At 59.8% G+C, this 13,014-nt stretch carries 14 protein-coding genes; 5 read left to right on the top strand and 9 right to left on the bottom strand.

Features of this window, described 5'->3' with window-relative positions:
- Positions 1-16: 16 nt before the first annotated feature.
- The 5 genes from VOI22_RS02735 to VOI22_RS02715 form a co-directional block, all read right to left on the bottom strand.
- A complete protein-coding gene (locus VOI22_RS02735; RefSeq protein WP_323795056.1) occupies positions 17-910 on the bottom strand; it encodes an OmpA family protein in 894 nt (297 codons plus the stop codon).
- A 155-nt stretch (positions 911-1,065) separates the two neighbouring features.
- A complete protein-coding gene (locus tag VOI22_RS02730) occupies positions 1,066-2,316 on the bottom strand; it encodes an FAD-binding oxidoreductase (protein ID WP_323795055.1) in 1,251 nt (416 codons plus the stop codon).
- An 8-nt stretch (positions 2,317-2,324) separates the two neighbouring features.
- Positions 2,325-3,275 carry a 3-hydroxyacyl-CoA dehydrogenase NAD-binding domain-containing protein gene (locus VOI22_RS02725; RefSeq protein ID WP_323795054.1) on the bottom strand — a complete coding sequence of 317 codons (951 nt, stop codon included), beginning with the start codon at positions 3,273-3,275 and terminating at the stop codon, positions 2,325-2,327.
- 69 nt (positions 3,276-3,344) lie between these two features.
- A complete protein-coding gene (locus VOI22_RS02720; RefSeq protein ID WP_323795053.1) occupies positions 3,345-4,565 on the bottom strand; it encodes an O-antigen ligase family protein in 1,221 nt (406 codons plus the stop codon).
- 7 nt (positions 4,566-4,572) lie between these two features.
- Positions 4,573-4,989, bottom strand: a complete 417-nt coding sequence (locus VOI22_RS02715; protein ID WP_323795052.1) for a DUF6165 family protein — start codon at positions 4,987-4,989, stop codon at positions 4,573-4,575.
- A gap of 114 nt (positions 4,990-5,103) precedes the next feature.
- On the opposite strand from VOI22_RS02715, the gene VOI22_RS02710 reads away from it, so the two are divergent.
- Positions 5,104-6,171: a glycosyltransferase family 9 protein gene (locus tag VOI22_RS02710; protein ID WP_323795051.1), complete on the top strand. Its 1,068-nt coding sequence runs from the start codon at positions 5,104-5,106 to the stop codon at positions 6,169-6,171.
- A gap of 21 nt (positions 6,172-6,192) precedes the next feature.
- Here VOI22_RS02710 and VOI22_RS02705 read toward each other — a convergent pair whose 3' ends face one another.
- Both VOI22_RS02705 and VOI22_RS02700 read right to left on the bottom strand, forming a co-directional pair.
- Positions 6,193-6,903, bottom strand: a complete 711-nt coding sequence (locus tag VOI22_RS02705; RefSeq protein WP_323795050.1) for an SLATT domain-containing protein — start codon at positions 6,901-6,903, stop codon at positions 6,193-6,195.
- Between the two features lie 156 nt (positions 6,904-7,059).
- Positions 7,060-7,707, bottom strand: coding sequence for an isoprenylcysteine carboxylmethyltransferase family protein (locus tag VOI22_RS02700; protein ID WP_323795049.1), 648 nt, complete (start codon positions 7,705-7,707; stop codon positions 7,060-7,062).
- A gap of 408 nt (positions 7,708-8,115) precedes the next feature.
- On the opposite strand from VOI22_RS02700, the gene VOI22_RS02695 reads away from it, so the two are divergent.
- Positions 8,116-8,580, top strand: coding sequence for a VOC family protein (locus VOI22_RS02695; RefSeq protein ID WP_323795048.1), 465 nt, complete (start codon positions 8,116-8,118; stop codon positions 8,578-8,580).
- Between the two features lie 126 nt (positions 8,581-8,706).
- Here VOI22_RS02695 and VOI22_RS02690 read toward each other — a convergent pair whose 3' ends face one another.
- Together VOI22_RS02690 and VOI22_RS02685 are read right to left on the bottom strand one after the other, a co-directional pair.
- A complete protein-coding gene (locus tag VOI22_RS02690) occupies positions 8,707-9,513 on the bottom strand; it encodes an enoyl-CoA hydratase/isomerase family protein (RefSeq protein ID WP_323795047.1) in 807 nt (268 codons plus the stop codon).
- 147 nt (positions 9,514-9,660) lie between these two features.
- Positions 9,661-10,356 (bottom strand): S1C family serine protease, encoded by a 696-nt coding sequence (locus VOI22_RS02685; protein ID WP_323795046.1) that lies wholly within the window; start codon positions 10,354-10,356, stop codon positions 9,661-9,663.
- A gap of 176 nt (positions 10,357-10,532) precedes the next feature.
- Between VOI22_RS02685 and VOI22_RS02680 the strand changes: the two genes are divergently transcribed.
- The 3 genes from VOI22_RS02680 (at position 10,533) to VOI22_RS02670 (ending at position 13,011) form a co-directional block, all read left to right on the top strand.
- Positions 10,533-10,766 (top strand): hypothetical protein, encoded by a 234-nt coding sequence (locus tag VOI22_RS02680; protein WP_323795045.1) that lies wholly within the window; start codon positions 10,533-10,535, stop codon positions 10,764-10,766.
- 339 nt (positions 10,767-11,105) lie between these two features.
- Entirely contained in the window at positions 11,106-12,320 is a 1,215-nt protein-coding gene (locus VOI22_RS02675) for a DUF3419 family protein (protein ID WP_323795044.1), read from the top strand.
- 40 nt (positions 12,321-12,360) lie between these two features.
- A complete protein-coding gene (locus tag VOI22_RS02670) occupies positions 12,361-13,011 on the top strand; it encodes a class I SAM-dependent methyltransferase (RefSeq protein WP_323795043.1) in 651 nt (216 codons plus the stop codon).
- Positions 13,012-13,014: the final 3 nt, after the last annotated feature.

The following is a 13,014-nucleotide window of genomic DNA, read 5'->3' as shown; positions in this document are numbered from 1 at the left end:
ATTCTTTGCTCGCTTCTTAGCGAATGATTTCGATCTTCACGCGGCGGTTTTCCGCCTCGCGGACACCGTCCTCGGTCTTCTTCTTGTTGTTCTTCTCGCCATAGACCTTGATCTGGGTCGACTCAGCGATCTTCTTGCGAGACCGAATGTCGAGAGCACCCAGAACGGACTTCGCCCGGCGATCAGAGAGCTTCATATTGTAAGCTTCCGAACCGGCACGGTCAGCATAACCGGACAGGATGATGGTGCTCGCCTGCATTTCATCGATTGCCATACCGGCTTCGGCGATGATCTGGCTCGCCTTGCCGGTGATGCTGTCAGAGTCGAAGTCGAAATTGACAGTGTAGGTCGCGGCCATCCGCTGCGGAGCCTTCGGCGCCGGAGCCGGTGCCGGAGCGGCGGTTGCCGGAGCCGGTGCAAGCGCGGAACGCACTGCCTTCATCGACGCCATGTAATCCGCGCGGCATTTGGCAATATCGTCAGGCTGGAAGTTTTCTTCCTGCTCCTGCATCCAGCACTCGAATGCGGCCTGGGCCTGCGCTGCATTGACAGAGGCTTTCTCGGTCGCCGTGGCGGCCAGAGCCTCGACCAGTTCACGCCGGGCGGTTGCCAGCTCACCCTTGTTGGCTGGCGGCAGATTACGCGCGCTCATTTCTTCAGGCGTGCTCGGGTTGTTGCCCGCGGCGGAAATCGCCCGAAGCGCGAACACATCGGAGTCCTTGTAATCGCCTTCCAGGAATTCAAGCTCGGAGAGAGCCATGTATTCCTTGTACAGCGCTGTGCTGAAGGCGCTTCCCCCAGGCTCAACCATGCGGGCATTATCGAGCTGCATACCGGCACAGCCGGATAGAAGTACCGCGCCAAATACGGCTGCGGACTTTTTCAATATTGGGTTCTGAAAGCGTTTCATGCTTCTCCCTTTCGTACTGGAATCTCGTAAGTGCCGGTGAGTCCCCATAGGACTCTCCACCCGCGATGCATCGCAAGCAATGGTTTTCTCTCCATAGAAGCCTATAGAATGGATTAATAAGAAACCGTTAATATGAATATTCTGACAGAAAAAGATTAAAAACGCCCCGCGCTGAACGGCATCAGATCAACGGAAGGCACCCGGCCGGACACAAGATCGGCCAATAGGTATCCGGTACGGGCCGCCAGAGTGAGCCCGATATGTCCATGACCAAACCCGAGGAAAACGTTATGCATTCCATGTGCAAGACCAATTACAGGTTTGCTATCAGGCATTGACGGCCGATATCCGAGCCACTCTCGATTGATTATATCTCCAAGACCGGGAAGTGCTTTTTGGGCCAGCGGCAGCATCCGCCTGATCCGCCTGAAGTCCGGCGGGGCATCGACACCGGCGAACTCGACGCCGCTGGTTAGCCGGATGCCATCCTGCATCGGCGCCAGCACGAAACTGTGGTCCCCGATCACCACCGGGCGGCTGAGTTTTGGGCCGTCTTCCAAAACAATATTGAGGTGATACCCGCGTTCCGTGTCCAGCGGAACGCCGAATCCGAGCATTTCGCAGATCCTGCCGGACCAGGCGCCGGCACAGACAACAACATCGTCCGCTTCATGCATGTCGAGATCCGTGACGACCTTCCGAACCCGGCCACCGTCGAACTCAAACCGCGTCACCTTCTCTGCCAGAAACCGACCGCCCAGACCGATGAAGGCTTTTGCATAGGCTTCGGTCAGCTTGATCGGGCTGGTAACAAATTGGTTGTCCGGCTGGAAGGCAGCATGAGTGAAACGCGGCGACAGGGCGGGTTCAAGTTGGCGAAGTTCGTCCTGATTCAGGATCTGCACATTTGCGCCCAGCCGTTCGATGGTCTGCCGCTCCTCGAGCGTGCCCGCGAAAGACTTCTCGCCGGTATAGACCTTGAGCCAGCCGAGCGGCTTGACGATGCCCTCGATCCGGTGCGCCTTCATCAGCGACAGGTGCGCCTCGGCAGCGGACGGAACGATACTCGCCAGCTCCCGGGATATCTGTTCCACCCGGGACGGCCGGCTCGCCGCGAAGAAACGCACGAGCCAAGGCAGCATCCGCGGCAGATAGGACCAGCGGATGGAAACGGCCGAGGCCGGGTCCATCAGCATCCTTGGCACCTGTTTCAGGTTGCCGGGAGAGCCCGTCGGATACATCCCGCCAATGGCAATCGATCCGGCATTGCCGAAAGAGGTCGCGGTTCCGGGAGCCTTGGGGTCGAGCACCGTCACCCGGTGCCCCTCCATCTGCAGGCAGAGCGCGGTGGCGACGCCGACGATCCCGGCGCCGATAACGATCACGGATTTCCCGGAACCGGTCATTTCAGGGTCTACCCTTTCGCCTGCAGCATCTTGAGCAAGGCGATCAGCTTGTCGTCTCGCTCGGCCTCAAGCTGGCCGATGGACCGGCCGGCCGCTTCCTCATCCAGGCCCTCGATCAGTTTCGCCCGGAGGTCCGCATCCAGCTTCGGCGTCTCCTGCATGGTCTCCCACCAGGCTTCCATGGCCGGGCCGATGTGATCGTAGAAATGGCCCATGCCGCCCTTGCCCCCGGCGAGCCCGAAGATCATGTGCGGGCCCATCAGGGCGAGCCGCAGCCCCGGCCCCTGGGCCATTGCGGCGTCGATATCCTCTATGGAGGCGACATCCTCTTTCACCGCCATCAGAGCCTCACGCCAGAGTGCAGCCTGCAATCGGTTCGCCAGATGGCCTTTCAGCTCCTTCTTCAGGCGGATCGGGTACTTTCTGACATGCCGGTAGAAATCCATCGCCCAGTCCGCCGCCACCGGATCAGAATCTTTCCCGGCGACCACCTCGACCAACGGGATCAGATGTGGCGGGTTGAACGGATGGCCGACGACGAACTGGCTCGCATTCTTCAGGCCCTGTTGCAGATCGCTCATCACAAGCCCGGATGTGCTGGAGGCGAAGATCGTCCGAGGCTCGATCACCGCATCGACCCGCGCATACAGCTCCTGCTTGATATCAAGCCGTTCCGGCGCGCTTTCCTGAATGAAATCGCAGCCCGCGACGGCCTCTTCCGGCGTCGCGACGAACCTGAGCCGCGCCACTGCGGCACCGGCGGAAAGTCCAAGTTCGGTCAGTTGCGGCCACGCATTGTCGATGAAAGCCCGCATCTTGGCTTCCGCATCCGGCCCCGGGTCCCAAGCCACGACGTCATAGCCTTTGGAGAGAAAGAAAGCGGACCAGCTCGCGCCGATCGTACCGCCACCGAGAATGCCAATTTTGCGGACTGCGTCGACCGCCGGATACTGAGCCACTTTGGGCCTCCCTGTTTTTTTACTGTTCTTGGAACAACTAAACACCAGGGAGACGCGCTGGAAAAGAGATCAGTCGGAAGGGCTTTCGTTGCGGCAGAGCACGCCGAAGGAAAGGATGGTGAAGCCGATGATGCCGAGCCATGTTTCCTGCCACAGCCCGTAGGAGACGGCGGCAATCACCAGCCCGCAGGACAGCGCCGAGATCGCGGCTGCCCGGGCCGGGCGCGGCAACGGGTCCGAGGCCACGACCAGACGGCCGAGCAGCACCAGCGCCGCCAGAATGCCGCCGAGGCCAAGCTCAAGCCAGATCTGGATCGCCGCATTATGCGGATGGATCGTGCCGTGCTTGAAGAAACTGTATGTCGCCCTCACCGCCTCCGGCACCTCAAGGCTGCGCATCGCCCCGAGACCGAGGCCGACCAGGGGCTGTTCCAGCGCCGTCGTGGATGCGCTGTGCCAGATCTCCAGCCGGTCAGCGAAAGACGGCGGGAAAACGGCGACATAATCCGGAATCCAGACCAGCAGGTTGCCGAGCAGCCAGGGCGCGGCAATCATCAACGGCACCGCGAGCAGGAACACGAGCCGCGACGCGATCCGGCCGCTCAGAACCGCCAATGGCAACACCAACACTCCGGCCACAGCCGCGAGCATTGCCGAAGCCGACTCTCCAATAGAAGCGACGGCCAACCCGACCAGAACAAGCACCAGCGCTACCGCACGGCGACCGGCGAGCCACAGCCCTGCCGCGGCAGGCCAGCTCAGCAGGACCAGTGCGGTGCTGCCCCGGTTGAACCGGGACGGCGCCACGTCAACGTCCCATCCCTTGCCGGAGAAGAACCGGTAGAGCGGTGCATCGAAATTCAGCTCGATTGTGAAAATCATCGCACCGAGAAGAATCCCGGCACCCAGACACAGCACAAGCGGCTGTGTCGAGAGCCCCGCCCGGATTTCCGGCGCGGCGGAGACGCACACCAGCAGCAGGGCAAGCATGCCGAGCTTTTTCAGCATTCCGACAAGATGCAGACCATTTCCGCCGAACCAGGCGCCGAGTAGAGACAGGGCGACGATAGCGGCAAAAGCGATCAGGATCGGTTTTGCCGGCCTTGCGATCCGCCGCCTCTCCACCCAGACGGCGCCGAGCAGCAAGATGACCAGCGCGATGAACAGCGTCGCCATCGCCTGCTTGGCCAGCACGCCGACCGGCACGAACAGCAGCAGCACGACTGCCAGCACCCAGAACCGGAACCGCACGAAGCGGGGATCGGGCGCCATCGCGCCGGAAATTGTCATGCCCGCCTCACTGGCCAGCCGTCTCCGGCGGGAGATAATCCTTGTAGGACTTCTCTTCGACAAGGGCGGAGCCAAGCAGGAGATTGATCTCTTTCTTGATCGCCGCCCGCTGGTCGTTGACGCGGTAGACGCTACGCGCCAGCTCGATGAATTTCGGCCCGAAATCGCCGCCGCGCTCGCAATCGCGGATATCGTCCTCGATCACCCAGAGCGTCTCGTTCACCGCTTTCAGCCGTGCATAGGCATCGGCCAGCTCCGGGCTCTCCGGGATCTTCTCTCCGCGTACCTTCTGCAGCATCGTGTGTTCGAGTTCGACATTGGCACGCTTCGCCGCGTCCTCGATCCGCTCCAGCTTGATCTCCAGGATCGTGATCTTATCCAGCATCTCGCCGGGCGCAACGGGGACCAGAATTGTATCGCTCATAAGGGCTTTCCAGTTATCTGCCGAGTATATGCCGACCAAACAAAAAATGGTCCGCTTGGCTACCATGTGTGGTTTTGGAAGCAAAGATTCGTAATAGTGCGGACCCGCGACAAAATGAGCCGATCACGCGTCATGACATCCAAGCCCGCCACTTCGCAAAATCCCGAGACGATCCTGATCTATTCCTGCGGGGAAACCATCGGCGACGGTCTGTTCAAGCTGCCTTTTCTGAAAGATCTCCGGACGCGTTTCCCTGAGGCGCAGATCACATGGCTGGCAGGGCTTGGCCCGTCCATGTATGCGGGCCCCCTCGCCCCCGTGGTCGCCCCCCTGCTGGATGAGGTGATCACCGAAGCAGGGATCGGCGACGATATGAACCACATCCTGCCTTGGGGATCGCGCCCTCTGGACGGCCGCCACTTCGATCTTGTGATCGACACCCAGATCACTTTGCGCCGCACTCTCTCCGTTCGTCGTATCCGGCACAGCCGGTTTATCAGCGCCTGCGCGGGCTACTGGCTCTCCGACGAGCGCCCGGCTGCGGCCCAGAAACCGGGCCGCCACCTCTTGAAAAACCTCACCCTGCTGCTCGACCTCGCCGCCCCGGAGCGGATGGCGCATGCTCATAAAGGCCTGATCGACATGGTGGCGCCGGAATATAAGGCTCTCGCCGCCGAGCTGCTGCCGGACGGCCCCGTCTATATCGGCATCGCTCCCGGCGCAGGTGACAAGGTGAAGGTCTGGCCGGAAGCGAACTTCCTCACCGTGGCGAAAATGCAGGTGGCAAAAGGCCGGACCCCAGTTTTCTTTGCCGGACCGGAGGAAGCCGCAAAAGTCCCTGAATGGCGCGCGGCGGTGCCCGAAGCCCTCTTCCCGGAATGGAACCGGACGGACAACCAGCCCCACCTGAAAGGCCCCGTCCTCGCCATGGCGCTCGCCGGACGCCTGCACGCCGCCCTCGCCAACGACAGCGGCACCGGCCACATGATGGCCACAGGCGGCGCCCCGCTGGTCTCGCTCTTCAGCAAGCACAACCCGGCGAAATACGCGCCCAGCGCGGTGCGGCTGAAGATCGTCGATGCGAAGGATTATGGCGGGAAGGACCCGGAGCTGATCCCGGTTGGGGATGTGGTGGCGGCAGTTGAAGGTGTGATTGAAATCAAGAAACAACCCCGAGCATAATACTCGCAAATAAAAATCACGTTACGGCGACGTAACGAGAGTCGCGACGCCAAACCCATCCAAAACCAGCATCCAATACAGGACGCTTATCGTAACCAAAAACACAACAGCGTGAGGAAACGTCCAACTATATTCGTGAAATTTATAAGCAAATAAACGAAAAAATGGAAAAAATGATCTACCAAAACCACCATAAATCCTCCCCTTAAACAAGGAAGGCTTTGTCGCCTTTACTTTATCGTAATCAATATTGTCATGATTAAAAGGGCAATCGTCCAATGAATCTTGATATTCTATTTGAAGATTTCGAATTTTTTCTTTCTCGCATCTCTCTGCCTCATCCAACAGCATCAACCGATTAAATACTGCAGCAATTTTTCGCGCGCTTCGATGTAGCTGCTCTCCCTTGTGAATAAAATTCCCCGAAGCTTCAAGAAATGTTGTGATTATAATGAAAACAGAATTAACAATCGTCAAAGCCAACAAAGTCTGGGCAGACGCCTGATTCAGTGAATAAATATTTGGTATAAGAGATAAAACAATGACAAACAACGACAATACGGAAGTTAAAAAATATGAAGATTTCTGCCTTCTCTCCAACCTTAAGTTCGCCTGAAATCTAGCATCCCTAGTAATCTCTACACGCCTTTTTAAATCCTCAAAAGGTTCCAATGAAGCGACACCCTCGTCGTCCGGCGAAACCGTGGGTCTGAGCTCATTGTCTGATGACATTAATCACTCCAAAACGAGGTAGAAATTGCGAATACCGCTCTCTTAGATAGCATTTTAATTATAATTATCACGCATTAAATCATCAAGAGTTTAGAGAGAAAAATCATGAAGAGAACAAAAAGACACACGCTTAATTTTGGCACCGAGAGCGGTTCCTCAATAGATTCCGGGCATCAACCGGCACCGAACCCGAAGCGCGTAGTCCCGATAACCCGGCAACTCCTCCTGCAAGGTCCGGTCTTCAAGTGCCGTTCTGGACACCGAAATAACCAAGGCCACCGCCACGGGAATCAGTGTCCATACCGAGCCCAGGGCGAGAACGATACCGAACAGTGCAAAGATAGTTCCGGCATAGCCCGGATGCCGGACAATTCGGTATGGACCAGTGTCACACACCACATGCCCCCGTTCCGTCCGGATGACCACAACGCTGTAGAAAAAGCGGTTCTCGGCCAGCGCCCATGCAGCGAAAGCGTATCCGAGCGAGATTAAAACGAAGCCAATGGCATTCAGCCAGAGCGGAAATTCAGGAGACCAGCTGTAGCGGTGGTCCAGCCCCGCCACGATGACCAGAGGATAAGCGATACTCACCGCCATCAACGGCGCGAGCACTTTGTCCCAGGCTTTTGCGTTTTGGATAATCTCAGTATTTTGCCGGTCGGCCGTCAATCCGGGATGCCGCTGTTCCGCCAAGATGCGTCCGCCTAAACCGACTGTAACGATCAGAACAGAATAGAGCCACGCCTGCCACCAACCGGGGTCCCCGCCACATACGAATAAAATCAGCGGAATCAGGAGATACACCGCGACTAACCTGAACCAATGCAGAGGGGATACTGTTTGAGCTGCTCCTTCACTGCCCCTCTTTGCTGACATATCGCTCCCCAACCGCACGTCCCGCTCAAGCTGCCTCAGTTAAGATTATCCCCACCTGAAGTGGGAACCGAAGCGGTTTCCCCCTTGATCCGTCGCGAAATGAAAGGCACCGGACGCGAAGAGAGTTCAGGGGACCTGCCGCTCAACTCCCCAGCAAAAGCCGTCATCCCGGACTTGATCCGTGATCCATGGCTGCGCCGTCCCACCCTATGAACAAATGGATCCCGGATCTCCGGTCGGGATGACGGCGGTGCGGGCGGGTCGCTCCAGCACTTGCCTTCCTCATGCGTCACGCCTATTATTCAAGAATAAACTTGATTAAACAAGAGGCGCGCTATGATCGTTCCCATCAAAGGCCTGTACGAGGCCCATCTGACTGTCCGCGACCTGGACCGCTCGATCGCCTTCTACCGGGATGTGCTCGGTCTGCCGCTGGCCCATGTGGTCAAGGACCGCAACGTCGCGTTCTTCTGGGTGCCGGCGCCAGAGACCGCGATGCTCGGGCTCTGGGGTGTCGGATCGGCGCCGATGGGGATGAAGCTGCACATTGCCTTCAACGTCGCGCTGGAGGATGTCGAGCGCTCGGTCGCGAGGCTGAAAGCGGCCGGGCTGACGCCGACCAAGAACGGCGAAGAGCCGATTGACGAGCCAGTGGTGTTGAGCTGGATGCCCGCCGCCAGCGTCTATTTCGACGATCCGGACGGGCATTCTCTGGAATTCATTTCGATGCTGCCGGAAGAACCACGGCCGATCCCGAGTTTCCTGCCGCTCTCGGAGTGGCGGGCGGGCGCGGGGTTGTGAGCTGAGCCCAACCCTCCAAAACCGTCATCCTCGCGAAAGCGGGGACCCAGGGATCATAGAGTGCCGCCCTTGTTCCCTGGCCCCCCACGTGCGTGGGGATGACGGTGTTAATAGAGATTGGCCTCCCTATTTCCCCTTGAAGACCGCCTTGCGCTTCTCGTTGAAGGCGCGGACGCCCTCCAGGCGGTCTTCCGTCGGGACCATGCGGTTATAGGCCTCGATCTCGAAGGCGTAGCCGCTCTTCAGGTCAAGCTGGGTCGACATGTCGATGGCTTTCTTCACCTGGCGGGTGGAGATCGGCGCGTTGCCCGCGATCTTTTCCGCCGTTGCCAGCGCGTCTTCCAGCAGCTTGCCGTCCTCGCAGAGCTTGTTGGCGAGGCCCCAGTCCATCGCATCGGTAGCGCTGAAAGGCGTGCCGGTCAGAATGATTTCCTTGGCTCGGCGGACGCCGACCGCGCGCGGCAGGTTCTGGGTGCCGCCCGCGCCCGGCATGATGCCGAGGGTGACTTCGGTCAGGGCAAACCGGGCATTCGGCGCGCAATAGACGAAATCGCAACAGAGCGCGATTTCCAATCCGCCCGCGAAGGCCGCACCGTTCACAGCCCCGATCATCGGGATCGGGCAATCCATCATCGCCCGGACCGCCTGCTCGAACAGCGCATGCTGCGTCTGCCAGGCCTCATCCGTCATGTTGTTGCGCTCTTTCAGATCCCCGCCCGCGCAGAAGATCTTCTCGCCGCGCCCGGTGATGACGATGCAGCGGATGCCCTGCTGGTCGTGATAGAGCGCAGTGAAGAGATCACGGAGATCGAAGCCCATCTGGGTGTTGAGGGCGTTGCCGCGCTCCGGCCGGTCCAGGGTGAGCAACAGGACGTGCTCGGACGGCATCTCGAGACTCAGGGTTTCGAACGGACCCGGAAGGCTGGCGGGCATCTTTATTCCTCCATAATTTTATTCTGGCCGGTCACGCGACCGATGGCGGCATAATCCCGTCTCGGCCGCTCCGGAACAAGTCCGCTCCCGGCACCTCACCCAATCCGCTGCGGGAGAAATGGGCCAGGGTGCGAGCAAAGGGCAGCGTTAGCGCGACGCCGCTGGCAGGCTCTTCAACATCAGGTCCGTCGAAACCGCGAAATTCACCCCGATGTCGGAATCGGAATCCTTGGTGAAGATCGCCGACAGCATCCCGACCAGCCTGCCCTCCAGATCGACCAGCGCTCCGCCGGACGAGCCCGGATTGACCGAGGTATCGGTCTGGATGAAATCCTCCGTGTGATTGAAGCCGATGCCCGACCGCTTGTTGGCGGAGACCACGCCACAGGTGATGCCAATGCCAAGACCGAACGCGTTCGAGAGTGTGCAGACCGGCGCGCCGGTTTCCGGACGGGCTTCGGCCAGCGTGATGGGAGAGGTCTGAAGATCGACGGTCAGGAAGGCGACATCCGTCTTCTGGTCGATGGCGAGGATGGTGGCCGGCAACCGGGTGCCGTCCGGCGCGCGGACATGCACCTCCGTTGCCTTGGAGACGACATGGGCCGCCGTTACCAGCAAGCCCGAACGCAGGATCGCGACACCCGTTCCCTCCGGCGCGGTGCCAGCCGGGGCACCGAAGCCCGGCTTCTGGTAGCCGGGCCAGGTCGGCTCCACCTCGAAGATCGATGGCGAGGCAGTGGCCCAGGCAAGCCGCGCGTCGGTCTGGGCCCGGGCGTCCGCCGCCATGAACAGTACCCCGGCAGCGAGACATGCTGCGGCAACCATTCGGCCAATGTCATTCATCCGGAGTGTCTCCCGCTGATCGGTCCCGCACGTTTAACCCCGCACGTTTAACAGAGTATGCCATCGCCGCCATCGCCATCGCCCGAAACTAAATTCGCAGTCTCGAAACCCGAATTGCAGATACGCATTCCAAGCGTGTTAGAATAACCGGTCTCTGGTCGGTCAAGGAGTACATCATGAGCGACACACCGATGCCATTGATCCTCGACCTTGTGGAATGGGTCGCCGAAAAACCCCGCCCCTATGGCGAGGTCATGGATGCCTGGCGCACCTCCTGCCCCCGCCTCACCGTCTGGGAAGAAGCTGTCGATCAGGGCCTCGTCGTCCGGCGCTACGTCTGCGGCACCGGCGCAATCGTCGAGGCAAGCCAGAGCGGCAGGGACGCTCTCGTCAGTCACGGACGCGCCTGACCTCCGATTCGAGTTGCCGTAAACCAACCTCTCCGCGAGCGCACCGGGTTGCCCCGTGACCATGCGGTTACTGATTTTCTTGCTGGCGTTCCTGTATCAGATCACGCCAATTTAAATTTCCTTAAATTTTCATTTTATCAAATCACTAAACAATTTTATTAATCTATAAAGTTAACTTTTCTCATCACTTTTGTCGCGTGCGATCCTGACCTCACAATCCTCACCTGTCCGCATGGTCGCAATAAAGCTGCAACACGAATCCCGTATGAGGGAGGGCGAGATATGGACCGGTCCGGCGGCGTTCGCGCGGAACCGCGCCATCCGGGAGAGTTCGCCCCCATGACCGCCAACAGCCTCCTCACCGACGCAGTCATCAAGAACAAGCAATTATCGAAGCGCGGCATCCTTGAGCGGATGTTCACGATGGCCTTCAAGGGCTTCGTCTATCCGCAGATCTGGGAAGATCCCGAAGTCGATCTGGAAGCACTGCAGCTCGACGAGAACAGCCGGATATTCACCATCGCATCGGGCGGCTGCAACATCCTGAACTACCTGACGGAGCAACCGGCGCATATCCAGGCGGTCGATCTCAATCCCGCCCATGTCGCCCTCACCCGGCTAAAACTGACGGCGCTGGAACAGTTGCCCGACCACGAGACCTTCTTCCGCTTCTTCGGCCATGCGGACGAGCAGGAAAACAAGCGGGTCTATTTCCGTAATGTCGCCCCGCATCTTGATCCGGAGACACGGGCCTACTGGAGCAAGCGCGGGCTGCGCGGCCGGCGGATCGACATGTTCACCCGCAATGTCTACGAGTTCGGCCTGCTCGGCCGCTTCATCGGTCTGCTGCATTTCGTGGCCCGGCTGCATGGAAAAAACCCCCGTCACATTCTGCGGGCGGAGACCATGGAAGAGCAGCGTACCCTGTTCGAGGACGTGATCGGCCCGGTCTTCGACAGCCGCATCGTCAAAGCGCTCTGCCGGATGCCAGTCTCCTTCTACGGGCTCGGCATTCCGCCTGCACAGTTCGAGGCGCTTTCGGCCTCGGCGGGGGGCGACATGGCAGGGTTGATGCGCTCGCGGCTGGAGCGGCTGGCCTGCGATTTCTCGATCGACGATAACTACTTCGCCTGGCAGGCATTCGGACGCGGCTATGACCGTCAGCAGCGCCAGGCCATCCCGCGCTATCTCAGGGACAGTAACCACCAGACCCTGCGGGACAATGCTTCGAAGGTCGATGTCGTGCAGGCCTCGATGACGGACTTCCTGGCCGACTGCGATGCCGAAAGCCGGGACCGCTACATCCTGCTGGACGCACAGGACTGGATGAACACAGAGCAGCTGACCGCCCTCTGGTCCGAGATCCTGCGCACCTCGGCGCCGGGCGCACGGGTTATCTTCCGCACCGCTGGCGAGGAAAGCCCGCTGCCCGGACGCGTTCCGGCGGAAATTCTCGACCGATGGGATTATCAGGCCGAACAGTCCCTCGATCTCGGCCGGCGCGACCGCTCGTCCATCTATGGAGGCTTCCATCTCTACATCCGCAGAGATTGATCATTCCGGGGAAGATGGCCCCGAGGATGCTGGGGAGAAGATGGACCGGATCTACCGGGTCCAGCGGCATTTCTACGATCTGACCCGGAAATACTACCTGCTGGGCCGGGACCGCCTGATACGGGAGCTGGAGCCGCTTCCGGGCCAGACCGTCTGCGAGATCGGCTGCGGCACGGCCCGCAATCTGGTGAAAATGGCCCGGCGCTATCCGGACTGCCGGTACTTCGGCATCGACGCCTCGGCGGAGATGCTGGAGACGGCAGAGACCTCCCTCCGCCGAGCGGGCCTTGAGGCGACAGTGCGTCTGGGGCTCGCCTATGCGGAACAGTTCGATCCGGAGTCGACTTTCGACGAGGCCGGCGGTTTCGACCACATCGTGTTTTCCTATTCACTCTCCATGATCCCGCCGTGGCGGGACTCGCTGGAGCGGGCCGTTGCCCTGCTTCGGCCGGGTGGAACGCTGCATATTGTGGATTTCGGAAATCAGCGCGGCATGCCTGGCTGGTTCCGGAGGCTGCTGTTCGTCTGGCTCTCCTGGTTCCACGTCGAGCACCGCCCCGGCATACGTCTCTGGGTAGAGCGCCAGGCCGAGGACGGAAACCTTACTGTCTCCAACACATCCCTCGGCGGGCACTATGCCGATCTTTTCAGGCTACGGAAGCCTGAAGAAGGCCGGAATATACCCAGGTAACAT

The sequence above is a fragment of the Nisaea sp. genome, from assembly GCF_034670185.1.
Classification (GTDB): Bacteria; Pseudomonadota; Alphaproteobacteria; order Thalassobaculales; family Thalassobaculaceae; genus Nisaea.
This window is presented reverse-complemented; position numbering and strand designations above follow the sequence as displayed.

Excerpts from the sequence above, each read along its gene's own strand:
- VOI22_RS02735 (WP_323795056.1), bottom strand. The coding sequence starts at position 910 with ATGAAACGCTTTCAGAACCCAATATTGAAAAAGTCCGCAGCCGTATTT.
- VOI22_RS02730 (WP_323795055.1), bottom strand. The coding sequence starts at position 2,316 with ATGACCGGTTCCGGGAAATCCGTGATCGTTATCGGCGCCGGGATCGTC.
- VOI22_RS02720 (WP_323795053.1), bottom strand. The coding sequence starts at position 4,565 with ATGACAATTTCCGGCGCGATGGCGCCCGATCCCCGCTTCGTGCGGTTC.
- VOI22_RS02715 (WP_323795052.1), bottom strand. The coding sequence starts at position 4,989 with ATGAGCGATACAATTCTGGTCCCCGTTGCGCCCGGCGAGATGCTGGAT.
- VOI22_RS02710 (WP_323795051.1), top strand. The coding sequence starts at position 5,104 with ATGAGCCGATCACGCGTCATGACATCCAAGCCCGCCACTTCGCAAAAT.
- VOI22_RS02705 (WP_323795050.1), bottom strand. The coding sequence starts at position 6,903 with ATGTCATCAGACAATGAGCTCAGACCCACGGTTTCGCCGGACGACGAG.
- VOI22_RS02695 (WP_323795048.1), top strand. The coding sequence starts at position 8,116 with ATGATCGTTCCCATCAAAGGCCTGTACGAGGCCCATCTGACTGTCCGC.
- VOI22_RS02690 (WP_323795047.1), bottom strand. The coding sequence starts at position 9,513 with ATGCCCGCCAGCCTTCCGGGTCCGTTCGAAACCCTGAGTCTCGAGATG.
- VOI22_RS02685 (WP_323795046.1), bottom strand. The coding sequence starts at position 10,356 with ATGAATGACATTGGCCGAATGGTTGCCGCAGCATGTCTCGCTGCCGGG.
- VOI22_RS02680 (WP_323795045.1), top strand. The coding sequence starts at position 10,533 with ATGAGCGACACACCGATGCCATTGATCCTCGACCTTGTGGAATGGGTC.
- VOI22_RS02675 (WP_323795044.1), top strand. The coding sequence starts at position 11,106 with ATGACCGCCAACAGCCTCCTCACCGACGCAGTCATCAAGAACAAGCAA.
- VOI22_RS02670 (WP_323795043.1), top strand. The coding sequence starts at position 12,361 with ATGGACCGGATCTACCGGGTCCAGCGGCATTTCTACGATCTGACCCGG.